Raw genomic sequence first — 23,764 nt, forward strand, 5'->3', positions numbered from 1 at the left:
TCCGCCACGCTAGTAGAATTGAGATCTCCCCGCCGCCGACTAGATGAGAACCCGGTGCCCCTCTCCACTGCGCTCAGCCTGTGCGACCGCCGTCCCGGTATGGGGCCTGACGAACTCATCGGCCACCTCGTCCCGCCGCCCCAGTTCGCCTCGGCGAGTCTGGAATCGTATGTTCCGGACCCCGAGCATCCCAGCCAGCAGGAGGCGGTGGATGCGGTGCGCGCGTTCGTCGACGGCGCTCCCGCCGCGAAGGGCGGGCTGTTCCGGCGCAAGCCAGCCGCGCCGCCCACGCGACCGGGCATCTACCTCGACGGCGGATTCGGCGTCGGCAAGACGCACCTCCTGGCGTCGCTGTGGCACCGCACTCGTGGCCGCAAATACTTCGGCACCTTCATCGAGTACACGGCGATCGTCGGGGCGCTCGGCTACCGCGAGGCTGTGCAGCACTTCCGCGGCGCACAGCTCATCGCTATCGACGAGTTCGAACTCGACGACCCGGGCGACACGATGGTCATGTCACGATTGCTCGGCGAACTCGTGGCGAGCGGATCGCGGATCGCGGCCACCTCGAACACCCCGCCGCACGCCCTCGGCGAGGGTCGGTTCGCCGCCCAAGACTTCCTGCGCGAGATTCACGCACTTGCCGACCGCTTTCTCACCGTGCGCATTGACGGCGTCGATTACCGCAAGCGCGACATTGAGGGAACCGCCGTCACCGTCGACGAGGCCGAGCTGGAGGGCGCGATCGACGGCGTCGCGGGCACCGTCACGCTGGACGCGTTCGACGACATTCTGCGACACCTCGCCACCGTGCACCCGAGCCGCTATGTCGGGCTCATTGAGGGGGTCACGGCGGTCGCCGTCACCGGAGTGCGCACCCTGGAGAACCAGACGGATGCTCTCCGTCTCGTCGCACTCGTCGACCGCCTGTACGACGCGCAGGTTCGCATCATCGCCACCGGCGTCCCGCTCGACCGTGTGTTCGGCGAGGAGATGCTGGCGGGCGGGTATCGCAAGAAGTACCTGCGCGCGGTATCGCGCATGATCGCGCTCACGTCGATGCCGTGATTGGCATGCGGACGCTTATTCCCTGATCCCGCTGAGCGCTGCCTGAGTGTGCGCGGCGCGCGCGCGCCGGTAGACTATGAGTCAGGTGAGCCGGGAAGTCTGGTCGGCGAATGCGGAGCGCGGAGTGCGCGCCGCGGTACCGCTGTGGCGGCGGTGCACTACCGCGACGATCAGCATCCGAGGAGCTCATGACACCTGAATTCGCACACCCGGCAGGATCGCCATGAGTCTGACGATGGTACTGGGTGCCACGCTCGTGATCGTCGTCGTGACGATGGCGGCGACAGTTGCCATCGGGCGGGCTGCCGGTTGGATTGCCGCGGCAGGGCTCGGAGCCCTCGTGGTCACCGTGGCGATGCGCGCATCCGACGTTCTCGAACCGGGCAGCGTCATCACCGAGACCGTGCCGTGGATGCCGACGCTTGACATCGCTCTGCGCCTTCGGCTCGATGGGCTGTCGGCCCTGTTCTTGATCATCGTGCTCGGCATCGGCGCCCTCGTCATGGCGTACTCAGCGCGCTACCTGTCGGGCCGTGACATTCACCGACACACCGGCTACTACGCCTGGATGCTGCTATTCGCCTTCGCGATGACCGGTCTCGTTCTCGCCGACGACCTCGTGCTGCTGTTTGTGTTCTGGGAGCTGACGACGCTCTGCTCGTTCTTCTTGATCAACCGCTCGGGACGCAAGGCGAGCGCCCCCGCCGTGCGCACCCTGCTCGTGACGGCGATGGGTGGTCTCGCGCTGCTGTTCGCCGTCGTGTTGATCATCGCCCGCACCGGGACCACCGTCGTCAGCGAGGCCCTCGCGAGTGACGCCTGGCAGGCCGATGGCGGGTTCACCGCGGCCGTCGCCGTGCTCGTCGCGGTCGCAGCGATGACCAAGTCGGCGCAGTTCCCCTTCCACATGTGGCTGCCCGACGCGATGGTCGCCCCGACTCCGGTGAGCGCCTACCTGCACGCCGCCGCCATGGTGAAGGCGGGCATCTACCTGCTGCTGCTGTTCTCGCCCGCGCTCGCCGGCACGGTCGTGTGGCAGTCGATCCTCGTGACCACGGGCCTCATCACCGCCATCATGGGCGCCGTCTTTGCCCTGCGCCGCTTTGATCTGAAAGAGATCATGGCGTACTCGACGGTCAGTCAGCTCGGCTTCATCGTCGCGATCATCGGCATCGGCACTCCGGGCGCGCTCACCACTGCTGCGCTCTACACGCTCGGTCACGCGCTGTTCAAGGCGGCCCTGTTCATGGTGGTCGGCATCGTCGACCAGCAGGCCGGAACGCGTGACATTCGCCTGCTGCGGGGGCTGGCGCGCCGCATGCCCGTGACCTTCGCGACGACCCTGCTTGCGGGGCTGTCGATGGCGGGCATCTTCCCGCTGCTCGGCTTCGTCGCCAAGGAGTACCTGCTTGGCGGGCTCGCCGACCCGGGCGGCCCGGCATGGCTCGGTGTGGCGCTCGCGGCGACCGGGGTACTGGCCGCGACGGCGACGTTCGCGTACACCGCGCGCATCCTGCTCGGTGGATTCACCGACTACCGGGGCACCGACCGCGTGGACGACACGCTCGACACGCACCGGATGCCCCAGAAGGTCTCCGAGGCGTCGCCCGCATTTCTCGCCCCGGCCCTCGCGCCCGCGCTCGCCGGCCTCGTGCTCGGTCCCGCAATCGTCTGGCTGCACCCGCTGACTGGTGCGGCGGGAAGCGCCGCCGCGGGGGAGGCGTACACGGCCACCTTTGCGCTATTTGCCGGGTTCACACTCGAATTGGCACTGTCGATCACGATCATTGTTCTCGGGCTCATTGTGGTTGGCCAGCGTCGACGGCTCGATCGGGTCTTCGAGCGTCGCATTTTGTCTTTCACGGCGATCGACGTTGTCGAGAAGCTGCGCACGGGATCCATCGCGCTCGGTGCGCGGGTGGGTGATCTCACCCGCACCGACGGGCAGGCCCTGCACCTCGGAGCGCCATGGATCCTGCTCGGCATGGTTGGGGTGGCGGCGATCGTCGTGGCCCCGACGGCGGGCACCCTCGTCGACCCGGATGAGCCGTGGACCGACGCCGTGCTGCTCGCGCTCGTTGCGGTGACGGTGATTCCGACTGTCCTCGTGCGCTCGCGCTTGACCGCTCTCGTGCTCGTGGGTGGTGCCGGTTTCGCTGTTGCGATCTGGTTTTTCGCCCTCGGTGCGATCGACGTCGGCCTGACCCAGTTGCTGGTCGAGCTGCTGACGGTGGTCGCGCTCGTCTTGATCCTCCGTCGCCTCCCGCGCCGATTCCATCGCGTGTCGCGGCAACGGACGGTAGTCACGGCGGCGATCGCTCTCAGTGTCGGAGTTGCGGCAACTCTCGCGACACTCGCATTCACCGGCAGAAGAGAGATTTCCGCCGTCGGGCAGTACTTCCTCGATAACGTCTACGCCGACACCGGCGGCGAGAACATCGTCAACACGATCCTCGTTGACTATCGCGCGCTGGACACGTTCGGCGAGCTCACGGTCGTGGCGGTCGCCGGCATCGTCGTGATGGCGGTGCTCGGGACCCGCCGGCTCATCGGCGAGCGCGACGTTGCCCTCGCCGTGCCCGAGACCTCCGCCCTCGCCCGCAGCCACGACAACACGATGCCCATCCGGGTCGTGGCGCACTGGACGGCGCCCGTGATCGTCGTGCTGTCGCTGTACCTGCTGCTGCGCGGTCACTACGAGCCGGGCGGCGGCTTCATCTCGGCACTCGTCGGGGCGACGGGCTTCGCCCTCTTCTACCTGGGCGCATCGGCCGACCGTCTCGCGCCTGTCCGCTGGCCGTACCGCGGACTCTTCGCCTCCGGAATCATCGTCGCCGTGCTCACCGGTGTTGCCGGGATGGCGGTCGGGTCGTTCCTGCGCCCCATCCGCTTCGACATCCCCTTGCCCTGGGGTGGTGAGTACGCCTTCACCAGCGCCCTGATCTTCGACCTTGGTGTGTACTTCGCCGTTGTCGCCATGGTGATCGCCGTGCTCAACGAGCTCGGTGGGGTGCGCGAGCGCCACGGCGAAATCGTCGAGCGCGCGACACGATCAGCAGCACGCGACCGCGAGGAGGTGTCCGTATGAGTCTCGCCCTCACAATCGGCCTGCTGATGGCGGGAGGCGTCTATCTCGTCCTGCAGCGCGGCATGATGCGCATCATCTTTGGCTTCATTTTGCTCACCCACGCAATCAATCTGTTGCTCATCGCGGCGGGAGGCGTCGCCCGGCGTGACGCGCCCTTCTTCGGCGGTGACACCTCACAGGCCGCTGACCCCCTGCCTCAGGCCTTCGTTCTGACGGCGATCGTCATCGCGTTCTCGATCACCGTTGTGATGGCGACCTTCGCGGCGATTGGCCGGCGCGACGACGACACCGAGCCCGACTCGCTCACCCCTGCTGACGTCGACGACGACCTGGGGAAGGCGCGCTCATGACCGACGTCGTCTCGTTGTTGCTGCCCCTGTTCGCCGGGGCTCCGTTGCTCGTCGGCGGAATTCTGCTCGCGCTGCCCCGACAGCATGTATTACGCAGCGTGCTGGGGATGGTGTCGTTGCTCGCCATGCTCGCTGGCTCAGTCCTACTGGTCGTGCTGACCGCCGATGGGTCCGTCATCGCCCACCAGGTCGCATTGTGGCCGGGAGGCATCTCGATTCCGTTTGTCGCTGATCTCTTCGCGTCGCTCGTGCTCACCGTCACGTCGATCCTGGCGGTCGTGAGCTTCCAGTACATGATCGCGAGTGGCGAGGCGCAGAGCCCGTCGATCGCCTCGTTCGTGCTGATCCTCGCCGGTGGTGTGGCGGGTGCACTGCTCACGGGCGACCTATTCAACCTCTTCGTGTTCATCGAGGTCATGTTGTTGCCGTCGTACGGCTTGCTGTTGGTGTTGAGCCGCCAGGGCGACCTCGGTGGTGCGCGACTATATGTGACGGTAAACCTCCTCGCCTCGACGCTGTTCCTCGGCGGAGTCGGCCTGATTTACGCCGTTGAGGGCACCGTGAATCTGGCCGAGCTGGCGGGTGCCGCGGCCGAGAACCCGGCCACGGCGGTGGCTGCCGCCGTCTGTCTCGGCGCGATCGCGGTGAAGGCAGCCGTATTCCCCGTGCACGGCTGGTTGGCGCGTACGTACGTCGTCACGTCGCCCGCTGTGACGGCACTGTTCTCAGGTCTGCACACGAAAGTCGCCATCTACGTGATCTACCGCATCTACGCGGTGGTGTTCGACGGCGACGCGACCTGGCTCGTCATCGCGCTCGTGATCACGTCGCTCACGATGGTGATCGGCGTATTTGGCGCAATGGGAGAACCGACCATGCGCGCGATTCTCGTCTTCCACATGGTGAGCCAGATCGGATACATCCTCGTGGGCGTCGGCCTTTTCACACAGCTGGGTCTGACGGCCGGCATCTTCTACCTCTTGCACCACATGATTGTGAAGGCGTCGCTGTTCTTGTCGACCGGTGCGCTCGAGCAGACGTACGGAAGCGGGCGTCTTGATCGACTCGGGGGGATGCGCACGCGCGAGCCGCTGGTCACCGCGGCGTTCGTGATAGCGGCGCTGTCGCTCGCTGGCTTGCCTCCCTTCTCGGGCTTCGTCGCGAAGTTCAGCCTGATTCTCGCGACCATCGACGCAGGTCAGGTGGTCGTCGGGATCGTCGCGATTGTCGTGAGCCTGTTCACACTGCTGTCGATGATGAAAATCTGGGCCGCCGTATTCAACGGCAAGCTTCCGCAGGACAGCGAGCGGCTGGCGGCGGAATCGCGTGTCCGGAACCGCGAGGGTCTGCTCGATGACGAACCCGCTGACGGGACGGCCGTCGACGCAGAGGTCCAGCGCTCGCGTGAACGCGACGCTACCCGGTGGGTCGCTGGTCGTGAAGACGCCCACGATCACCACGGACCTCGCGTACCGCTCCGCCTCGCGCTTCCCGCTCTCCAACTCGCGGTGATCACCATATGCCTCGGAATCGGCGCAGAGTTTCTCCTCGGGCTCTCTCAGCAGGCGGCCGCCGGTCTCCTCGATACCACGAGTTACATAACGGCGGTGATTGGCGGATGAATTCCCCGTGGGCATGGCCGCTGCGCATCCTGATTTTCCTCGGCTGGTTCCTTGGTGAGCTCGTTGTCGCGAGCGTTCGGGTGCTTGCCGTGATGCTCTTTCCCACGAAAGCTGCCACGCCAGGCATCGTGAAGGTTCATCTGTACGATCTGACGGAGACCGAGGAGACCCTGCTGGTCATCCTCGTGGCGCTCACCCCCGACACGATCATGATGGCGATCAACCGCGATCGCGGCGATGTTTACGTCTACGGGATGTTCGTGAACGCCGACGCTGAGGCTTTCCGTTCCAGCATCGTCGATCTCGAACGGCGCATGCTGCGTGCCACTCGGTCGCGGCCCCGAGCCGACGGAGGAAAGGACGCCCCCGCATGATTGACCCCATTGTGGCCGTCATCGTCGTGGTGATGCTCATCGCGGCAGTGGCGCTTGCGATCGTGCGGATCGTCCTCGGTCCTACCAGGGCGGATAGTGCAATCGCTGGCGACCTTATCCTGTTTGCCTTCATGGGATTGATGGTGGTGTTCGGCCTGCTGCTCCGTGTCGATGCCGTTCTGGACATCATTCTGGTCGCGGCGATCCTCGGCTTCCTGACGATTCTGTCGCTCGCGCGGTTGCTGCAGGGGAGGAAGCGCTGATGCTCGATACCGTGCAGACCATCGTCGGCAACGCGATGCTCGTCGTTGGCGCCTTCATCATCCTGAGTGGCGCGATCGGGTTAATTCGACTCCCCGACTTCTACACCCGCGCCTGCGCGATCGCAGCCGCGGCTGGGCTCGGAGTCGCACTGCTCATCGTCGGACTCCTCGTTCTCGACCCGACGGTCGCGAACCTCATCAAGGGAGTCGTCGCCATCATCGGCCAGCTCGTCACCTCCTCGATCGGCGGCTTCGCTCTCGCGCGAGCGGGGTATCTCACCGGGGCGCGGCCCGCATCGTTCACCACGCCCGACCAGCTGGCCGATGATGCGTTCGGTGACCCTGACGAATCGCAGCGAATCTGAACGGTCGTAACAGCGTGCATCCGGAGATCGGAAATGCGATGTTAATCTGCGCCCGCCGCGTGTAACACGACAGAAACAGGGCGCAACCGCCGACGAAACACGCCGGGTTGACACTGTCGAGTGTGACCACGGCGACCTCAGCCACCACGAGGCCCCCGAGCTCGGTCACGCTTCCTCGCAATCCGAACTCGAGAGGTACTACCTGATGGATACCGGCGAACTTGCATGGGCCGTAACGGCCACCGCCCTCGTACTGCTCATGACCCCGGGCGTCGCGTTCTTCTACGGCGGCCTCGTCAAGGCCAAGAGCGTCGTCAGCATGATGATGATGAGCTTCGGCTCGCTCGGACTCGTGAGCGTGCTGTGGATTCTCTTCGGCTACTCGATGTCGGCCGTCGACAGCCCGTTCCAATTCGCGGGTAATCCATTCGCCGACTTCGCCCTCGGCAGCATGGTCGCTGACAATGACGGCCTCGTCGGCGTGACCTTCGGCGCGACCTTCGCCATCATCACCGTCGCGCTCGTCTCGGGCGCCATCGCCGACCGCGCGAAGTTCGGTGCCTGGATGATTTTCGTCGGCCTCTTCGCCACGCTCGTCTACTTCCCCGTCGCCGCGTGGGTGTGGGGTGGCGGTTGGGCTTACTCGCTCGGCGAGCTGATGGGCCTGCCCGAGGTCATCGACTACGCCGGTGGCACTGCAGTGCACATCAACGCCGGCGCTGCGGCGCTCGCCCTTGCCCTCGTGCTCGGCCGTCGCGTCGTGTTCGAGAAGGGTGCCCACAAGCCCCACAACGTGCCGCTCGTGCTGCTCGGCGCGTCGCTCCTGTGGTTCGGCTGGTTTGGCTTCAACGCGGGCGCCGAGGCGTTCGGCGGCGGCAACGCGGGTGTCGGCCTCATCATCGTCAACACGCTGGGCTGCACCGCTGCCGCGATCCTCGGCTGGCTCGTCGTCGAGAAGGTCAAGGACGGCAAGCCGACGGCCGTCGGTGCCGCCTCGGGCGCCGTCGCCGGACTCGTCGCGATCACTCCGGCGTGCGCGAACCTGTCGCCCGGCTGGGCGCTGGTGCTCGGCGTGATCGCCGGTGCCGTGAGCGCCCTCGCGATCGAGCTGAAGTTCAAGCTCGGCTTCGACGACTCGCTCGACGTGGTGGGCCTGCACCTCGTTGCCGGCATGATCGGAACCCTCTACCTGGGCTTCTTCGCGATCGACACCGGCCTGTTCACCGGTGGCGACTTCGGCCAGCTGATCGTTCAGACGATCGCCGCCTTCGGCGTGCTGATCTACTCGTTCGTCGTCGCCTTCATCTTGGGGCTCGCGATCGAGAAGACGATTGGCTTCCGCGTCAAGAACGAGGACGAGGTCGCCGGCATCGACACCGTGATCCACGGTGGCGAGGCGTACGACTTCGTCGAGCAGAAGTAACCCCTCGCACCACCCCTTCGGCGGGGCGCTACTCTCACTCGAGAGGGCGCCCCGTCGTCGTGTGTGTGCCCACCGGAGAGAGGACGCCTGCGTCGTGACAGCTCTCGCCCCCCTGCCCGGCGTGTCCGCGGTCGCGTCGCTCGCCTCGGCGGTGCTTCTCATCGCGGCCATCCTCGTCGTTGCCCCACCCACCCGGCGTGCCGGGCGTGCTACCGGCATCGCCGCCGCGTCCGCGGCAGTGGCAGGGGCGCTCGCGGTTCTCGCCCTGGCCGGAACGCTTGACGCGACCCGAACCGCGTCCGCGGCGGCGGTCGCTGCCGCAGGGGGAGCGGCCATCGCTCTCCTCCTGGTGCGGGGAGTCGGCGTCGTCGCACGGAGCGTCACCGCTGCGCTCGGTGCCGCCCTCGTCGTCGCCCCGGTCGCCGTCGTCCAGCTCGTCGCCGTGCCTCCGCTGCTCGAAACGACGCTCGGTGCTGTCGACCTGGGCGGCGCGCTGCCGCGTCTCGCCGCGCCCGCTGGCGTGCTTCTCGGAGTCATGCTCGTCCTGCGCGAGAGTGCGGAATGTTCGCCCCACGGCCCGCGACTGCCCATGACGAGAACCCTCGCGTCGTGCACGTTGGGTGCGTCGTCTGTCCTGGCCGCTGTCGTGGCTGCGGAAGGCAGGCTCGATGAGGTGACCGTCAGCATCCTCGTTTCCGTTCTGATCGGCGCTATCGCCGGTCCTATCGGCTGGATGCTGCTGGTGCGCATCGCCGGACGCCCCGCGCACCCAGCCGACCCCGTTGCTGGCACCGTGGTCGGGGCGGCCGCGGTCGCGCTCGCTGCCGTCGCTCTCGTGCCCGTCGCTGTCGCGGCTGCGGGCCTCGCGGCGGGCGTCGTCGGGGGAGCGGTGCGGGGGGCGCGGCGGCCGTTGCGGGGCGTCGCCCTGGGCATCCTCGCGGGACTGAGCGCGGGCGGCGTCGTCGTGGCACTATTGGCGGAGGGCATCGGCTTCGCGGCGACCGGGTCGCTCGGCCAAGCCGTAGCGCAAGTGGGTGCCGTGCTGGTGATCACGCTCGGGGGAGCGCTCGTCGGAGCTGCGTTGGGCGGAGTCGCGCGCGCCACAACTCGCCGCGAATCGGCCCGCGGTAATGACAACAGCCCCGGCGAACCGGGGCTGTGAGTGGTGGGCGATACCAGACTCGAACTGATGACCTCTTCCGTGTGAAGGAAGCGCGCTACCAACTGCGCCAATCGCCCGCGGCCTCCATCTTGCCACAACTCGCCGCCCCCATCTGCCGCCGCTGGACACGCCCGGCGGCACCGGTTTGGCGCATCGCGGGTCGATTCGCTAGAGTCATCTCACGCCCTGCGGGAGACCACAGGGCACGCGGATGTGGCGCAGTGGTAGCGCATCACCTTGCCAAGGTGAGGGTCGCGAGTTCGAATCTCGTCATCCGCTCGAGTGACACCCCTCGGTAGTTGGGGGGTCACCCACGGTGGCGTGGCCGAGAGGCGAGGCAGCGGCCTGCAAAGCCGTATACACGGGTTCGAATCCCGTCGCCACCTCACAGCTACCAACCGGCCCCCGCAGGGCCCAAAACTAGCGGGCGATTGGCGCAGCGGTAGCGCGCTTCCCTGACACGGAAGAGGTCACTGGTTCGATCCCAGTATCGCCCACCACGATAAGCCCCGGTCAGCCGGGGCTTTTGGCATCTTTGACGTGATTGCGTGGGTTACCTTTGGGAGAGCGGGTCTTCGGGGTACACCATCTGTATTCCCTGACCATCCGGACACCGCCGGGCAGGTGCCATCTACCGTGGTCGGATGACTGACGACAGTGGACTGAGTGACAAGCGCCAAACGGAGAAGGACACCGCCTACAGTCCGTCCAGCGATCGCGAGACCGACGCCAAGCAGGATGGCCATGAGACTGCACGCTGACCCCGAGGCGGCTGGTCGGGCGACCGTCCTTCCCGGAACGGGTGGCCCCGACGACGTCGGCGACGTCGAGGTCGATGAGGACGAGCTGAACATGCCGCAGGATTGCCCCTAGCGTTGACGACCTGACGCACCGGGCACAGCGCCCCGACTGGCACCGCGCCACGGGTAGCCTTCGACCATGTCACTGGGGGAGACCGCGGCCCTGCCGTACGACAATCCGGCCGAGCGTGACGCATTCGCGCAGCTGCTGCTGCGATCGAATCTCGTCACGCAAGAAGCACTTGACTTCGCGCAAGAAGTTGAACTTCGCACGGGCTCATCGTTCGACCAGGTCCTGATCAGTGAGGGCCTGCTCGACAGCGAGTCGCTCCTCATCGCCGAGGCCGAGGCGTGGGGCGTGCTGCCGATCGACCTCGATGCAGTGAAGTTCGACGATGGCCTCATCCGCAGTCAAGGCGACACCGGCCAGCGGTATCTCGCCGAGAACTGGCTCCCCATCAAACGTGATGGCGCAGATCGGGTATTCGTGGCGACGGCCCGTGAGCCGTCCCCCGAGCGAGCTGACCGCATCCGCGAGGCCATCGGGGCGGAGCCGCGTTTCGTGGCCACCACATCGTGGAACATCAAGAACGCGTGCCTGCGACTATTTCGCTCCGAGATCGCCGACTCGGCGGCAAATGAGCTCTGGCGGCAGAACCCCGCGATGTCGGCGCGCATCACGTTCAGCCGCGGCCAGAAGGTCGGCGCCGCGATCGCCGCGCTCATCCTGATCGTGCTCGCGATCGTGTGGCCGGTGCAGACGGTGATCGGTTTCATGACCCTGGTCAGCCTCGTTTTTCTCGCCGGCACGAGCTTCAAGTTCGTCGTCGCAATGCTGGGTGCCCGCTACGACGTCGTTGAGCGCGTGTCACGCGCCGAGGTCGCCGCGCTCACCGACCGTGATTTGCCGAAGTACACGGTGCTCGTGCCCGTGTTCCGCGAGGCCAACATCGTCGCGCAGCTCATCAAGAACCTGCGTGGCCTCGACTACCCGACCGAGAAACTCGAAGTGCTGATTCTCATCGAGGAGGAGGACCACGAAACGCGGGATGCGGTGCTCGCGTCGTCGCCGCCACCGCACTTCCGCATCGTCACCATCCCGAAGGGCCAGCCGCAGACGAAGCCGCGAGCGTGCAACGTCGGCCTGTACTTCGCGACCGGCAACTACCTCGTCATCTACGACGCTGAGGACACCCCCGACCCCGACCAGCTGAAGAAGGCGGTCGTCGCGTTCGAGCGCGGTGGCGAGCAGACGGTCTGCGTTCAGGCCGCCCTCAACTACTTCAACGACACCGAGAACGTGCTCACCCGCATGTTCACCCTCGAGTACAGCTACTGGTTCGACTACATGCTGGCGGGCCTCGACGTCGCCGACCTGCCGATTCCGCTCGGTGGAACGTCCAACCATTTCCGCACTGCAGCCCTTCTCGAGCTGGGCGGCTGGGACCCGTACAACGTAACGGAGGATGCCGACCTCGGCATTCGCGCGAGCGCGCTCGGGTATCGCGTGGGCGTCATCAACTCCACGACGATGGAGGAAGCCAACACCTCCGTTCCGAACTTCGTGCGGCAGCGCTCACGCTGGATCAAGGGCTACATGCAGACGAGCCTCGTGCACGCCCGCCAGCCGCTCGCGCTCATCCGCGAGGTGGGGATGAAGCGATTCGCCAGCTTTGTGCTGTTGATCGCAGGCACCCCGTTGACGTTCCTCGGCGTGATCCCTGCGTACCTGCTCACGGCCGTCACGCTGGGGTTACCCCGCGAGCTGGTCGAGCCGTACTTTCCGGTGTGGGTGCTCTGGTTGACGCTGCTGAACTTCGTCATCGGCAACATGGTGATGATCTACCTGTCGATGATGGGCCCGTACAAGCGCGGCTCGTTCCACCTCGTGCTGTGGGCGCTGCTGAACCCCGTTTACTGGCTGTTGCACTCGTGGGCGTCGTACAAGGGGCTGTGGCAGCTCATCACGAAGCCGCACTACTGGGAGAAGACCGAACACGGTCTGACGAAGCAGGATGCTCATGGTTGAGAACCCCTCGCTCTCGCGTGCCGCTGTACTCGATCGCCGTGAGCGGGCTCGACGCGACGAACAGCTACGCCGGTCGTTACCGTTTCCGCGCAGCGCGTGGCGACGCTGGGCTCTGCGGTTCGTCTTCATGGTGCCGGGCTTCATCGTCGTGGCCCTTGGAGTGCCGGGCATGCTGGGGGAGAGCTCTCCGAACGCCGAGTTGTTGGCCCGCGCCACGGCCTTCGAGTGGGACCGCGCCGACTCGCTATGGCTGTCGTTGCTGTACCCCCACATCTCAACGGGTATCGCGGTGGTTCTTGCGCCATGGGGGGCGGCGGGACTGGCAATCGCCGGAGTCGTTGCGGCCGGATTCCTGCTGCAAGGCGTCATCGAGATCCTGGCGCAACGCGCCGTCTCCGTTTCCTTCGGAACGGCCCTCATGGTCGCGCTTGCGGCAACCCCGCTGTTCTTTTTTCTCGTCAATGAGAACCTTGCCGCCTTCCTCGCGATCACCTTCTTCGGCTTGGCCCTCGCTGATGTTCAGCGTTTTGTGACCTGGGGCAACACGGGCAGCGGTTTTCGCGCCGGTCTCCTGCTTGCCGCAGCTGCCCTCAGCGATTCGTCCGGTGTCGTGCTGCTCGTTGTCGCTCTCGTCGCCGCTCCGTTCCTCCGCTCGGGCCGGTGGACCACGCGCGGGCTTCGCGCGGCCAACACCCTGGTCCTCGCGTTTCCCGCGCTCGGCACCCTCGCCACCGTCATCCTCTTGAACATTGCCTTTTTCCGGGTCGTGTGGCCTGACACAGGGGGTCAACGGTGGGCGTCGATTCCCGAGCGCGCGGAGCAGCTCAGCATCGTCTACACCGAGGCCCCCGTCACCGCTCTGTTGCTTGCCAGCCCGGTTCTGGTTGCCCTCCTCATCGCCATCATGACGCGGCGCCCCACCGTGGCCCTTGTCGCCGTCGCCGCCTTCGCCCTGATCCAGGCTGGCTTCGTCGTCGGGCTCGTCTCGGTCGGTGCGGTGGGGACGACCTATCTAGTCGTCACGCTGCTCGCGATCACCCTTCTGCCCACCGGTCGCTCGGTCATTCAGAATGCGGTGCTCACCGTGGTCGTCCTCGGCCAGCTCGTGGTGGGATGGGTCATCGCACTCGATCGTGAGCTCGTCGTCGACTGGATGCTCATCGTCAGCGAGGCGATGCGCGTCGCGGTGGGCCTCTAGCGCGGGCGGAGACGCGCCCGCGCCGCCGCTAGCATGGACGGGCCCATGCCCCGCCGTCGAAAGGTCCTCCGGTGACTGACGCCCCTGCCCCCGCCGTTGCTGTCGAGCCGGTGGAGACGACGGAGGACACAGACGGCTTCGGGCTGTTCCGTGACCGAAGTGTCGTCGCGATGCGCGTGGACGGTGAACTGCTCGACCTGGCTCGCCGCGTGCCGGCCGGCACCCACGTCGAGCCGGTGATGATCTCGTCGCCCGACGGGCTGAACATCCTGCGACACTCCGCCGCGCACGTTCTCGCCCAGGCGGTGCAGCAGATCAATCCGGATGCCCGGCTCGGCATCGGACCACCCGTCACCGACGGCTTCTACTACGACTTCGATGTGCCCGCCGCGTTCTCGAGCGACGACCTGTCGGCGCTGTCGAAGGCGATGGAGCGCATCATCCGATCCGGGCAGCGTTTCGTGCGCCGGGTCGTCACGGAGGAGGAGGCGCGTATCGAGCTCGCCGACGAGCCCTACAAGCTCGAACTCATCGGGCTCAAGGGTGCCGCTGCCGAGGGGAGCGACGGCGAAAGCGTCGAGGTGGGCGGCAGCGAACTGACCATCTACGACAACGTCGACCCGAAGACGGGCGAGGTGCACTGGAAAGACCTGTGCCGCGGCCCGCACCTGCCGAACACCCGCATGATCGGCAACGGCTGGGCGCTCATGCGCGTCGCCGCCGCCTACTGGCGCGGCAGCGAGAAGAACCCGCAGTTGCAGCGCATCTACGGCACCGCGTGGCCGTCGAAGGACGAGCTGCGCGCCCACCAGCACCGCCTGGAGGAGGCGCAGAAGCGCGACCACCGTCGCCTCGGCACCGAGCTCGACCTGTTCAGCTTCCCCGACGAGATCGGCTCGGGGCTTGCGGTGTTCCACCCGAAGGGCGGCATCATCCGCCAGGTGATGGAGAACTACTCGCGCCAGCGGCACACGGAGGCCGGCTACGAGTTCGTGTACTCGCCGCACATCACGAAGTCGAACCTCTTCATGACGAGCGGCCACCTGCAGTGGTATGCCGACGGCATGTTCCCGCCCATGCACCTCGACGAGGAGCGCGACGAGACGGGCCACGTTACCCGTCAGGGCCAGGACTACTACCTGAAGCCCATGAACTGCCCCTTCCACAACCTGATCTTCCGCTCGCGCGGCCGTTCGTACCGCGAGCTGCCCTTGCGCATGTTCGAGTTCGGCAGCGTCTATCGCTACGAGAAGTCGGGCACGCTGCAGGGCCTCACCCGCGTGCGCGGCATGACGCAAGACGACGCGCACATCTACACGACCCCCGAACTCGTGAAGAGCGAGCTCACGGGCACGTTGAACTTCGTCCTCGGGCTGCTGCGCGACTACGGCCTCGACGACTTCTACCTGGAGCTGTCGACCCGCGACCCCGAGAGCGAGAAGTTCGTCGGCTCGCCCGAACTGTGGGAGACGGCGACGCAGACTCTGCAGGAGGTCGCCGAAGAGTCGGGCCTCGAACTCGTTCCCGACCCGGGCGGCGCCGCCTTCTACGGGCCGAAGATCTCGGTGCAGGCGCGCGACGCGATCGGGCGCACCTGGCAGATGTCGACCATCCAGCTCGACTTCAACCTGCCCGAGCGCTTCGACCTGACGTACACGGCCTCCGACGGCACGAAGCAGCGGCCGATCATGATCCACCGGGCCCTGTTCGGGTCGATCGAGCGCTTCTTTGCCATCCTGGTCGAGCACTACGCCGGATCGTTCCCGGCGTGGCTTTCCCCGGAACAGGTGGTGGGCATCCCGGTTGCCGAGCAGTACGGCGACTACCTCGAAGACGTCATCGGCCGTCTGCGGGCGGAGGGCGTGCGCGCGCACGTCGACCACTCCGACGACCGCATGCAGAAGAAGATCCGCACGCATACGACGCAGAAGGTGCCCTACCTGCTCATCGCGGGCGAGGATGACCGTGCGAACGGCGCGGTCAGCTTCCGCTTCCGAGACGGTACGCAGCTGAACGGCGTGCCGGTCGACGAGGCGATCGCCCGCATCACGGGCGCGATCGCCTCCCGATCGCAGGAACTCTAAGGGGGATGCACACGGACGCGAACGACGCCGGCTCGCCCCCCGAGGCGGCGGACGACTTCGCGGGCGTTCCCGACGCCTTCCAGCGGCTGTGGACGCCGCACCGCATGGTGTACATCGACGACGAGGACCGATCGGGGGAGCGTTCGGGGTGCCCCTTCTGTCGAGCGCCGGGACTCGACGATGCGACCGGTCTCATCGTTGCCCGCGGCGTGCACGCTTATGTGTTGCTGAACCTGTATCCCTACAACAGCGGCCATCTGCTCGTGTGCCCGTACCGCCACGTGGCGAGTTACGACGAGGCGACGGCCGAAGAAACCGCTGAGATCGCCTCTCTCACGCAGACGGCCATGCGGGTGCTGCGCGCGACGAGCCGCTGCGACGGCTTCAACATCGGCATGAATCAGGGCGCGGTCGCCGGTGCGGGGATCGCCGGTCACCTGCACCAGCACATCGTGCCGCGGTGGGCGCAAGATGCGAACTTCTTCCCCATCGTGGCGCGCACGAAGGCGGTGCCGCGGCTGCTCGGCGAGGTGCGCGACGAGCTCGCTGCCGCCTGGCCGACGGCCGAGTGAACCTAGCGCACCTGGCGCACCGCGAACTGCATGCGCGGGTGCGCATACGCCTCCTGCGACTCGACGAGCTGCAGTTCGCGCTCGCCGGAGTCGAGGGTGTTCTGCAACAGGTCGAAGACGCTCGAGGCCGTTCGGGCGAGTGCGTCGGCGGCATCGCCCGTCCGCCGGTAGTGAGCGGTGAAGAGCGCCGCCGTCACGTCCCCCGAACCGTTCGCCGTCATCGGCAGCTGCGGGGTGGTGACGATCCAGGCGCCGTTGTCGGTGACCGCGAGCATCTCGAGCGTGCCCTCCTCGCGGTCAGGTCGCTCGACGCTCGTGACGAGAACCGTGCGCGGGCCCATGTCGCGGGCGAGGTCCACAGAGCGCAGCGTTGACTCGAGCGTGTCCGGCTCGGTGCCGGTGAGGTAGCCGAGCTCGAACTGGTTGGGGGTGATGATGTCGGCAGCGGGCACGACGCGCTCGCGCAGCAGAATCGGAATGGCCGGGGCGACGAAGCACCCGCTCTTCGCGTTGCCCATCACGGGGTCGCACGCATAGATCGCGGCGGGATTCGCAGCCTTGATGCGCGCGACCGCATCGAGGATGACGTCGGCGATGCCCTCCGAGCCCTGGTAGCCCGAGAGGATCACGTCGATTTGCGGGAAGACCCCGCGCTCCTCGATGCCGGTGATGACCTCCCGCACGTCGTCCGGGCTGATAAGCGGGCCGCGCCACGAGCCATAGCCGGTGTGGTTCGAGAAGGCCACCGTGTAGACGGGCATGACCTCGACACCGATGCGCTGCAGCGGGAACACGGCGGCCGAATTGCCGACGTGCCCGTAGGCGACGGCGGACTGAATGGAGAGCACCTTCATCTCTCGATCATCCCAGTTCGACCCGCTCGAGCCGCCCACCCGCGGCGCGCACGGCGGCGGCGATGTCGGCGGCGAGACGCTCAGCATCGCCATCGTCAAGGTCGTGAACGGTCAGCCGCAGCCGGTGATCCGTGATGACGGCTCCGAGCGAAAACTCGTCGCCCGTTCGTGCCAGCCAGCCGCGACGCATGAGCTGCTCGGAAACATCCCGCGCCGGTACGGGGAGCGCCACCCACAGGTTCAGTCCGTCTCCGGCGGTTGTCGGGACGCCATTTGCACTGAGCTTCTGCGCGAAGGCAGCGTTTCTGGACGAATAGTGGTCGGCGGCGCGAGCGATGTCGCTGACGACGGCGTCATCGGTGAGCAGCGACAGCGCGAGTCGCTGCAGCAGGTGGCTGACCCACGTGGTGCCGGGCGTGAGACGAGTGGCGAGCCGTTCGGCCGTGTCCGGGTCGGATGCGACGACCGCGAGGCACATGTCGGGCCCCAAGAACTTCGAAACGGAGCGCACGAGCGCCCACCGCTTGTGCTCGGGCCCGATCAGCGACCGGAACGGCGTGCGCGACAGCATCGAGAAGTGGTCGTCTTCGATGACGAGCACGTAGGGGTAGTCGGCAAGCACCGCCCGCAACGCCGCGGCGCGCTCCGGACCGAGGCTCGCGCCGGTGGGATTCTGCGCCCGCGGCGTACAGACGATCGCGCGCACTCCCTGCTCGAGCGCCACGCGCAGGCCGTCCACGGTCATCCCCTCCTCGTCGACGGGAACCGGGACGGGGCGATAACCATTCACCCGAACCGTGTGGATGCTCGTCAAGAAGCACGGGTCCTCCAGAGCGACGGCGTCGTCGCGTACGAGAGCCTGGGCGAGAAGGCGATCGACAGCATCCGCAGCACCGCTCGTCACCGTGAGCCGCGCCTCCCGAGGCTCGAGATCGGCGCGCATCCACGACATCGCCCAGCCCTCCAAGTCCGGATCGATCACCGGCTCGCCGTAGAGCACGGGGCGGCCGATCACGCCGCCCAGCGCGCGCGACGGGTTCGGAATGAGATCCGGGTCGGGGTTACCGGTGGCTACGTCGCGCAGCACGCTGTCGGCCGCAAAGCCTTCTTGGGCGACGGGGGAGCGGTCGGCGACCCTCGTTCCCCCGCGACCGAGCGTCACGACCATCCCTGCTTGAGTGAGTTGTCGGTAGGCCGCGACCGCGGTGTTGCGGTTCACCCCCAACTCGTCGGCGAGGTTCCGCACGGGGGGCAGCGCATCCCCCGGGGCCAGCACGCCGCGCTCGATGAGCGCCCGCACGCTGGCGGCGATGTCGGCGGCTGAGCGTCCGGTGATCTGGGGTGCCATTGCCCCATGCTATCTTTTGGCCTAGGCCAACGATACGTTCGTGCCAGCATCCTGCGCGTCGGCGCACCACTTGTCGAAGGGATTCCCTCATGAGCACGTCTGAGACCGGCACCGCCCGCGTGAAGCGGGGACTTGCCGAGATGCTGAAGGGCGGCGTGATCATGGACGTCGTCACCGCCGAGCAGGCGCGCATCGCCGAAGACGCCGGCGCCGTCGCTGTCATGGCCCTCGAGCGCGTTCCCGCCGACATCCGCGCGCAGGGAGGCGTCGCCCGCATGAGTGACCCCGACCTGATCGAGCAGATCATGGCCGAAGTCTCGATCCCCGTCATGGCGAAGGCCCGCATCGGCCACTTCGTCGAGGCGCAGGTGTTGCAGTCGCTCGGCGTCGACTACATCGACGAATCGGAGGTGCTGAGCCCCGCCGACTACGTCAACCACATCGACAAGTGGGGCTACGACGTGCCGTTCGTCTGCGGTGCCACGAACCTGGGTGAAGCGCTGCGCCGCATCACCGAGGGCGCCGCGATGATCCGCTCGAAGGGTGAGGCCGGAACGGGCGACGTCTCGGAGGCGACCAAGCACATCCGCACCATCACGGGCGAGATCAACCGCCTGCGCTCGCTCACGAAGGACGAGCTCTACGTCGCCGCGAAAGAGCTGCAGGCCCCGTACGAGCTCGTGCGCGAAGTCGCCGAGACCGGAAAGCTTCCCGTGGTCCTGTTCACCGCCGGCGGTGTCGCCACCCCCGCCGACGCGGCGATGATGATGCAGCTCGGGGCCGACGGTGTGTTCGTCGGCTCGGGCATCTTCAAGTCGGGCGACCCCGTCGCCCGCGCGAAGGCGATCGTTAAGGCGACGACGGCGTTCGATGACCCGGCGGTCATCGCCGACGCGTCGCGCGGGCTGGGCGAGGCCATGGTCGGCATCAACGTCGCCGACCTGCCCGCGCCGCACCGCCTCGCCGAGCGTGGCTGGTAACACCCCGCCGGTCGGCGTTCTCGCTCTGCAGGGCGACGTGCGCGAGCACCTCGCCGCCCTGGCGTCGCTCGGCGCCGACGCTCGGCCCGTCAAGAGTCCCGCCGACCTTGAGCAGGTCGCCGGGCTCGTCATCCCGGGCGGCGAGTCGAGCGTGATCGACAAGCTGTCGCGCATCTTCGAGGTGCGCGACCCGATTCGCGCGCGCATCGCCGGCGGGATGCCCGTCTACGGCACCTGCGCCGGCCTCATCATGCTCGCCGACGACCTCGTCGACGGCATTGCGGGTCAGCAAACGTTCGGCGGATTCGACGCGACCGTCCGCCGCAACGCGTTCGGCACACAGCTCGACTCATTTGAAACCGAGCTCGCGATTCCGGCGCTTGGCGAGCATCCCATGCACGCCGTGTTCATCCGTGCGCCGGTGGTCGAGCGAGTCGGTCCGGGAGTCGACGTGCTCGCGCGCGTCGACGACGGACGCATCGTCGCGATCGAGCAGGGACCCCTTCTCGGCACGGCCTTCCACCCGGAGGTGGCCGGCGAGTTCCGGTTCCACGCGCGGTTCCTCGAGAGGGTGCGCGCCGCATCCTGACCGCCCTCGTCGGCGCGCCGCCCGCCGGCGCCGCGACGGTGGCGCGAGCATGGCCGCATGCTGCCGTATTCGCCATACCCCGCGCAGCGCGCTCGCCAGATCGCGGCTGACGCGGCCGGCATCCTCGCGGTCGTCGCCGTCGTCATCGTGACCTCGGCGGTGGTCGCGGCGATCCGCGCTGTCGCGGAACTCGGCCGTCAGTTGGAGGCGGCCGGCGGGTCGATCAGCGAGGGGCTGAGCGCCGCGGGGGAGCGCCTGGGCGGCATCCCGCTGATCGGCGACGCGGTGAGTCGGCCGTTCGACGCTGCCGCGGGAGCGGGAGACTCGGTCAGCGATGCCGGCGCCGCCGTCATCGACGTGGTCGAGACCGCGGCCGTCATCGCCGGCTGGGTCGTCGCCCTCAGCCTGCTCACGCTGATCGCCCTCGTATGGGTCTGGCCCCGCGTCAGATTCGTGCTGCGCCGCCTCGGCGTCGCGTCAGACCTCCTGCCCTAAACTTCTCGGGTACCGCCCCGAGTAGAGGAGCCGCATGTCAGGCCATTCCAAGTGGGCGACGACGAAGCACAAGAAAGCCGTCATCGACGCCCGCCGCGCCAAGTCGTTCGCCAAGCTGATCAAAAACATCGAGGTTGCCGCGAAGATCGGCGGCCCCGACCCGGCCGGCAACCCGACGCTCGCCGACGCGATCCAGAAGGCCAAGAAGACCTCGGTTCCGAACGACAACATCGATCGCGCCGTCAAGCGCGGCGCCGGCCTCACGGGCGACGCCGTCGACTACCAGACGATAATGTACGAGGGTTACGCCCCGGGCGGCGTCGCGATGCTCATCGAGTGTCTGACCGACAACCGAAACCGCGCCGCTGCCGAGGTGCGCACGGCGATGACCCGCAACGGCGGCACGATGGCCGACCCGGGCAGCGTCGCCTATAACTTCAGCCGCAAGGGCGTCATCGCGATCACGAAGGAGGACGGCGTCACGGAGGACGACATCCTGCTCGCCGTGCTCGAGGCGGGCGCAGAGGAGGTCGTCGACCAGGGCGGCGGCTTCGAGGTCATCACCGACCCCTCGCAACTGCTGGATGCGCGCAACGCTCTGAAGGACGCCGGCATCGACTACGACTCGGCCGAGGCCGAGTTCGTGCCCAACATTCAGGTCGAGGCCGACGCCGACACCGCCCGCAAGGTGTTCCGCCTCGTCGACGCGCTGGAAGACAGCGACGACGTGCAGAACGTCTACACCAACGTGCAGCTGAGCGCTGAGGTGCGCGCCGAGCTCGACGCCGACGACGAATAGCTGAGACGGTGGCGCTGCGCGTGCTCGGCGTCGACCCCGGGCTCACCCGGTGCGGTGTCGGCATCGTCGACATCGCGTCCGACCGGCGCGCGACGCTGGTGGCGGTCGAGGTGATCCGCACTGCGTCCGAGCTGGAGCTCGCCGAGCGCGTGCGGCGCATCCAGCTGGGAGTCGCCGCACTCCTCGACGAACACGCGCCCTCCGCCGTCGCTCTCGAGCGGGTGTTCGCCCAGCACAACGTGCGCACGGTCATGGGAACTGCCCAGGCCTCCGGCGTAGTGCTCGCCGCCGCCGCCGAGCGCGGGCTCACCGTCGCCCTGCACACGCCGACCGAGGTGAAGGCAGCGGTCACCGGGCACGGCGGGGCCGACAAGCGGCAGGTCACCGCGATGGTGCAGCGCATCCTGCGCCTCGACGCCCCGCCGAAGCCCGCCGACGCCGCCGACGCGCTCGCGCTCGCCATCTGCCACGGCTGGCGGGGGGCGCCGCCCTCGGCGACGGGCGGTGCGGGCGCGCGCGCGGCCGACGCGGGCCTCACTCCCGCCCAGCGTGCGTGGCGCGACGCGGAGCGCGCCTCCCGCACGCCTAGGCTCGAGAGGTGATCGCGAGCATCCAGGGAACCGTCGCCGCCGTGAGCGGCGGCCGTGCCGTCGTCGACGTGCACGGGGTCGGATACGCCGTCGCGATCACCCCGCGCGTCGCCGCGACCCTGCGGGTCGGCGAGACCGCGAGACTGCACACGGCTCTCATCGTGCGCGAAGACGACATGAGTCTGTACGGCTTCGCCGACGAGCTCGAACTGGGGCTTTTCGACCTGCTGCGCAGTGTTTCGGGCGTGGGGCCGAAGTCAGCGCTCGGCGTCCTCGGGGCGATGACCCCCGACGAGGCCGCACGCGCCATCACCGACGGCGATGACGCACCCTTCCGGAAGGTGAGCGGCATCGGGCCGAAGACGGCCAAGCTCATCGTCGTGTCGCTCTCGGGCCGCATCGCACCGCCCGGAGCCCCCGCGACCGCCGACACCGCGAATACCCCGACGCTGCCTGCCGGCGACGCTGCGACCCGCACCGGGCTCGCGGCCGCGCTCACCGGCCTCGGCTGGCCCGAGCGCACGGCGGTGGCGACGGCAACCTCGGTCGTCGCGGCGGCGCGCGCCGACGCGGGCGACGGCGAGCTGCCGGGCCTCCCCGCCCTGCTGCGGCTCGCGCTCGCCGAGCTCGGCCCGGCAGGGGGCCGCCCGTGAGCGACGAGATCCTGCAGCCGGAGGCGGCCGCCGACGACCTGGCCTTCGAGGGCGCCCTCCGCCCCGGGTCGCTGGCCGAGTTCGTCGGCCAGCAGAAGGTGCGCCGCCAACTGCAGCTGCTGCTCGACGCGGCACAGCTGCAGAACCGCGCGCCCGATCACATCCTGCTCGCCGGTCCTCCCGGGCTCGGCAAGACGACGCTCGCGATGATCGTCGCGCACGAGGGCGAGCGGCCGCTGCGCATGACGAGCGGACCGGCAATCCAGCACGCGGGTGACCTCGCCGCCGTGCTGTCGTCACTCGTGCCCGGTGAGGTGCTGTTCATCGACGAGATCCACCGGATGGCGCGCAGCGCCGAAGAGATGCTGTACCTCGCGATGGAAGACTTTCGCGTCGACATCATGGTCGGAAAGGGAGCCGGCGCCACGAGCATCCCGCTCGAACTGGCCCCGTTCACGCTCGTCGGGGCCACCACGCGCGCGGGGCTGCTGCCGAACCCGTTGCGCGACCGCTTCGGCTTCACCGCGCACCTCGAGTTCTACGAAACCGACGAGCTTCACCAGGTCATCGAGCGCGCATCGCGCCTCATCGGCCTCGAGATCGACACGGATGCTCTGCGCGAGATCGCAGGACGCTCCCGCGGAACGCCGCGCATCGCCAACCGGTTGTTGCGTCGGGTCCGCGACTACGCCCTCGTGCACGGGGGAGCGGCGGATCACGCCGCCGTCTCGGCCGCGCTCGAGCTGTACGACGTCGATGAGCACGGGCTCGATCGTCTGGATCGCGCCGTCTTGTCGGCCATCGTCGAGCGCTTTGACGGGGGACCAGTGGGGTTGTCCACGCTCGCTGTCACCGTGGGAGAGGAGGCCGAGACGATCGAGTCGGTCGTCGAACCCTTCCTCGTGCGCTCCGGCCTCGTGACGCGCACGCCCCGGGGGCGCGTCGCCACCGCGCAGGGCTGGCGGCACCTGGGGCGCCGGGAGCCTGCGCCCGAGCCGCGCCTCATCGATGACCTATAGTTGACGGCAGGCCGCCGCGGGGCTCTGCTCCGCCGTGCG

The 23,764-nt window shown here is 67.8% G+C and carries 23 protein-coding genes and 4 tRNA genes; 24 read left to right on the forward strand and 3 right to left on the reverse strand.

Annotated features, from left to right (window positions below; genetic code table 11):
• Positions 1-99: 99 nt before the first annotated feature.
• The 9 genes from zapE (at position 100) to CPY97_RS06660 (ending at position 9,715) form a co-directional block, all read left to right on the forward strand.
• Positions 100-1,068 (forward strand): cell division protein ZapE, encoded by a 969-nt coding sequence (zapE, locus tag CPY97_RS06620; RefSeq protein ID WP_096423462.1) that lies wholly within the window; start codon positions 100-102, stop codon positions 1,066-1,068.
• Between the two features lie 223 nt (positions 1,069-1,291).
• Positions 1,292-4,156, forward strand: a complete 2,865-nt coding sequence (gene mbhE, locus CPY97_RS06625) for a hydrogen gas-evolving membrane-bound hydrogenase subunit E (protein ID WP_096421315.1) — start codon at positions 1,292-1,294, stop codon at positions 4,154-4,156.
• A complete protein-coding gene (locus CPY97_RS06630; RefSeq protein WP_096421316.1) occupies positions 4,153-4,506 on the forward strand; it encodes a sodium:proton antiporter in 354 nt (117 codons plus the stop codon). The genes mbhE and CPY97_RS06630 overlap by 4 nt, the downstream gene beginning before the upstream one ends.
• The gene (locus CPY97_RS06635) at positions 4,503-6,128 is read left to right on the forward strand and encodes a monovalent cation/H+ antiporter subunit D family protein (RefSeq protein ID WP_096421317.1); all 1,626 of its coding nucleotides are present in this window, start codon (positions 4,503-4,505) and stop codon (positions 6,126-6,128) included. The genes CPY97_RS06630 and CPY97_RS06635 overlap by 4 nt, the downstream gene beginning before the upstream one ends.
• Positions 6,125-6,502, forward strand: coding sequence for a Na+/H+ antiporter subunit E (locus tag CPY97_RS06640; RefSeq protein ID WP_161494092.1), 378 nt, complete (start codon positions 6,125-6,127; stop codon positions 6,500-6,502). Before CPY97_RS06635 ends, CPY97_RS06640 begins: the two co-directional genes overlap by 4 nt.
• Positions 6,499-6,765 carry a monovalent cation/H+ antiporter complex subunit F gene (locus CPY97_RS06645; RefSeq protein ID WP_197702212.1) on the forward strand — a complete coding sequence of 89 codons (267 nt, stop codon included), beginning with the start codon at positions 6,499-6,501 and terminating at the stop codon, positions 6,763-6,765. Before CPY97_RS06640 ends, CPY97_RS06645 begins: the two co-directional genes overlap by 4 nt.
• Positions 6,765-7,130: a monovalent cation/H(+) antiporter subunit G gene (gene mnhG / locus CPY97_RS06650; RefSeq protein WP_096421319.1), complete on the forward strand. Its 366-nt coding sequence runs from the start codon at positions 6,765-6,767 to the stop codon at positions 7,128-7,130. Before CPY97_RS06645 ends, mnhG begins: the two co-directional genes overlap by 1 nt.
• 205 nt (positions 7,131-7,335) lie before the next feature.
• Positions 7,336-8,553: an ammonium transporter gene (locus CPY97_RS06655; protein ID WP_096421320.1), complete on the forward strand. Its 1,218-nt coding sequence runs from the start codon at positions 7,336-7,338 to the stop codon at positions 8,551-8,553.
• A 94-nt stretch (positions 8,554-8,647) separates the two neighbouring features.
• Positions 8,648-9,715, forward strand: a complete 1,068-nt coding sequence (locus CPY97_RS06660) for a hypothetical protein (RefSeq protein WP_096421321.1) — start codon at positions 8,648-8,650, stop codon at positions 9,713-9,715.
• A 1-nt stretch (position 9,716) separates the two neighbouring features.
• Here CPY97_RS06660 and CPY97_RS06665 read toward each other — a convergent pair.
• A tRNA-Val gene (locus CPY97_RS06665) sits at positions 9,717-9,792 on the reverse strand.
• Between the two features lie 130 nt (positions 9,793-9,922).
• Here CPY97_RS06665 and CPY97_RS06670 point away from each other — a divergent pair.
• The 8 genes from CPY97_RS06670 (at position 9,923) to CPY97_RS06700 (ending at position 16,398) form a co-directional block, all read left to right on the forward strand.
• Positions 9,923-9,994: transfer RNA gene (locus CPY97_RS06670), tRNA-Gly, on the forward strand.
• Positions 9,995-10,030: 36 nt separating this feature from the next.
• Positions 10,031-10,101, forward strand: a tRNA-Cys gene (locus CPY97_RS06675).
• Positions 10,102-10,140: 39 nt separating this feature from the next.
• Positions 10,141-10,215, forward strand: a tRNA-Val gene (locus CPY97_RS06680).
• A 244-nt stretch (positions 10,216-10,459) separates the two neighbouring features.
• Positions 10,460-10,588 carry a hypothetical protein gene (locus tag CPY97_RS13810; protein ID WP_269457814.1) on the forward strand — a complete coding sequence of 43 codons (129 nt, stop codon included), beginning with the start codon at positions 10,460-10,462 and terminating at the stop codon, positions 10,586-10,588.
• Between the two features lie 66 nt (positions 10,589-10,654).
• Complete coding sequence (locus CPY97_RS06685; protein WP_096421322.1) at positions 10,655-12,544, forward strand: glycosyltransferase family 2 protein; 1,890 nt, start codon at positions 10,655-10,657, stop codon at positions 12,542-12,544.
• Complete coding sequence (locus CPY97_RS06690; RefSeq protein WP_150129214.1) at positions 12,537-13,742, forward strand: hypothetical protein; 1,206 nt, start codon at positions 12,537-12,539, stop codon at positions 13,740-13,742. Before CPY97_RS06685 ends, CPY97_RS06690 begins: the two co-directional genes overlap by 8 nt.
• 170 nt (positions 13,743-13,912) lie before the next feature.
• The gene (gene thrS, locus CPY97_RS06695; protein ID WP_231924082.1) at positions 13,913-15,826 is read left to right on the forward strand and encodes a threonine--tRNA ligase; all 1,914 of its coding nucleotides are present in this window, start codon (positions 13,913-13,915) and stop codon (positions 15,824-15,826) included.
• A 5-nt stretch (positions 15,827-15,831) separates the two neighbouring features.
• A complete protein-coding gene (locus CPY97_RS06700; protein ID WP_096421325.1) occupies positions 15,832-16,398 on the forward strand; it encodes an HIT family protein in 567 nt (188 codons plus the stop codon).
• A gap of 2 nt (positions 16,399-16,400) precedes the next feature.
• Here the strand turns inward: CPY97_RS06700 and pdxY are convergent, their stop codons facing one another.
• Together pdxY and CPY97_RS06710 are read right to left on the reverse strand one after the other, a co-directional pair.
• Complete coding sequence (pdxY, locus tag CPY97_RS06705) at positions 16,401-17,252, reverse strand: pyridoxal kinase PdxY (RefSeq protein WP_096423466.1); 852 nt, start codon at positions 17,250-17,252, stop codon at positions 16,401-16,403.
• Between the two features lie 7 nt (positions 17,253-17,259).
• Positions 17,260-18,600, reverse strand: coding sequence for an aminotransferase class I/II-fold pyridoxal phosphate-dependent enzyme (locus CPY97_RS06710; protein WP_096421326.1), 1,341 nt, complete (start codon positions 18,598-18,600; stop codon positions 17,260-17,262).
• A gap of 89 nt (positions 18,601-18,689) precedes the next feature.
• Between CPY97_RS06710 and pdxS the strand changes: the two genes are divergently transcribed.
• From pdxS to ruvB, 7 genes are read left to right on the forward strand one after another with little or no spacing between them, the layout of a single operon-like run.
• The gene (gene pdxS / locus CPY97_RS06715) at positions 18,690-19,580 is read left to right on the forward strand and encodes a pyridoxal 5'-phosphate synthase lyase subunit PdxS (protein WP_096421327.1); all 891 of its coding nucleotides are present in this window, start codon (positions 18,690-18,692) and stop codon (positions 19,578-19,580) included.
• Positions 19,570-20,169: a pyridoxal 5'-phosphate synthase glutaminase subunit PdxT gene (pdxT, locus tag CPY97_RS06720; protein ID WP_231923868.1), complete on the forward strand. Its 600-nt coding sequence runs from the start codon at positions 19,570-19,572 to the stop codon at positions 20,167-20,169. The genes pdxS and pdxT overlap by 11 nt, the downstream gene beginning before the upstream one ends.
• A gap of 57 nt (positions 20,170-20,226) precedes the next feature.
• Positions 20,227-20,664 carry a hypothetical protein gene (locus CPY97_RS06725; protein WP_096421329.1) on the forward strand — a complete coding sequence of 146 codons (438 nt, stop codon included), beginning with the start codon at positions 20,227-20,229 and terminating at the stop codon, positions 20,662-20,664.
• 34 nt (positions 20,665-20,698) lie between these two features.
• Positions 20,699-21,463 (forward strand): YebC/PmpR family DNA-binding transcriptional regulator, encoded by a 765-nt coding sequence (locus CPY97_RS06730; RefSeq protein ID WP_096421330.1) that lies wholly within the window; start codon positions 20,699-20,701, stop codon positions 21,461-21,463.
• Between the two features lie 8 nt (positions 21,464-21,471).
• Positions 21,472-22,065, forward strand: coding sequence for a crossover junction endodeoxyribonuclease RuvC (gene ruvC / locus CPY97_RS06735; protein ID WP_096421331.1), 594 nt, complete (start codon positions 21,472-21,474; stop codon positions 22,063-22,065).
• Positions 22,062-22,706, forward strand: coding sequence for a Holliday junction branch migration protein RuvA (gene ruvA, locus CPY97_RS06740; RefSeq protein ID WP_096421332.1), 645 nt, complete (start codon positions 22,062-22,064; stop codon positions 22,704-22,706). The genes ruvC and ruvA overlap by 4 nt, the downstream gene beginning before the upstream one ends.
• Positions 22,703-23,725 (forward strand): Holliday junction branch migration DNA helicase RuvB, encoded by a 1,023-nt coding sequence (ruvB, locus tag CPY97_RS06745; RefSeq protein WP_096421333.1) that lies wholly within the window; start codon positions 22,703-22,705, stop codon positions 23,723-23,725. Before ruvA ends, ruvB begins: the two co-directional genes overlap by 4 nt.
• Positions 23,726-23,764 lie beyond the last annotated feature (39 nt).

Origin of the sequence: Microcella alkaliphila (genome assembly GCF_002355395.1) — a bacterium.
Taxonomy (GTDB): Bacteria; Actinomycetota; Actinomycetes; order Actinomycetales; family Microbacteriaceae; genus Microcella; species Microcella alkaliphila_A.

Bases quoted from the DNA above. Each gene is read 5' to 3' on its own strand.
- CPY97_RS06655 (WP_096421320.1), top strand. From the start codon at position 7,336: ATGGATACCGGCGAACTTGCATGGGCCGTAACGGCCACCGCCCTCGTA.
- mbhE (WP_096421315.1), top strand. From the start codon at position 1,292: ATGAGTCTGACGATGGTACTGGGTGCCACGCTCGTGATCGTCGTCGTG.
- CPY97_RS06710 (WP_096421326.1), bottom strand. From the start codon at position 18,600: ATGGCACCCCAGATCACCGGACGCTCAGCCGCCGACATCGCCGCCAGC.
- CPY97_RS06685 (WP_096421322.1), top strand. From the start codon at position 10,655: ATGTCACTGGGGGAGACCGCGGCCCTGCCGTACGACAATCCGGCCGAG.
- CPY97_RS06700 (WP_096421325.1), top strand. From the start codon at position 15,832: ATGCACACGGACGCGAACGACGCCGGCTCGCCCCCCGAGGCGGCGGAC.
- thrS (WP_231924082.1), top strand. From the start codon at position 13,913: ATGCGCGTGGACGGTGAACTGCTCGACCTGGCTCGCCGCGTGCCGGCC.
- CPY97_RS06725 (WP_096421329.1), top strand. From the start codon at position 20,227: ATGCTGCCGTATTCGCCATACCCCGCGCAGCGCGCTCGCCAGATCGCG.
- CPY97_RS06730 (WP_096421330.1), top strand. From the start codon at position 20,699: ATGTCAGGCCATTCCAAGTGGGCGACGACGAAGCACAAGAAAGCCGTC.
- CPY97_RS06630 (WP_096421316.1), top strand. From the start codon at position 4,153: ATGAGTCTCGCCCTCACAATCGGCCTGCTGATGGCGGGAGGCGTCTAT.
- CPY97_RS06640 (WP_161494092.1), top strand. From the start codon at position 6,125: ATGAATTCCCCGTGGGCATGGCCGCTGCGCATCCTGATTTTCCTCGGC.
- pdxS (WP_096421327.1), top strand. From the start codon at position 18,690: ATGAGCACGTCTGAGACCGGCACCGCCCGCGTGAAGCGGGGACTTGCC.
- CPY97_RS06635 (WP_096421317.1), top strand. From the start codon at position 4,503: ATGACCGACGTCGTCTCGTTGTTGCTGCCCCTGTTCGCCGGGGCTCCG.
- CPY97_RS13810 (WP_269457814.1), top strand. From the start codon at position 10,460: ATGAGACTGCACGCTGACCCCGAGGCGGCTGGTCGGGCGACCGTCCTT.
- mnhG (WP_096421319.1), top strand. From the start codon at position 6,765: ATGCTCGATACCGTGCAGACCATCGTCGGCAACGCGATGCTCGTCGTT.
- zapE (WP_096423462.1), top strand. From the start codon at position 100: ATGGGGCCTGACGAACTCATCGGCCACCTCGTCCCGCCGCCCCAGTTC.
- pdxY (WP_096423466.1), bottom strand. From the start codon at position 17,252: ATGAAGGTGCTCTCCATTCAGTCCGCCGTCGCCTACGGGCACGTCGGC.
- CPY97_RS06690 (WP_150129214.1), top strand. From the start codon at position 12,537: ATGGTTGAGAACCCCTCGCTCTCGCGTGCCGCTGTACTCGATCGCCGT.
- CPY97_RS06645 (WP_197702212.1), top strand. From the start codon at position 6,499: ATGATTGACCCCATTGTGGCCGTCATCGTCGTGGTGATGCTCATCGCG.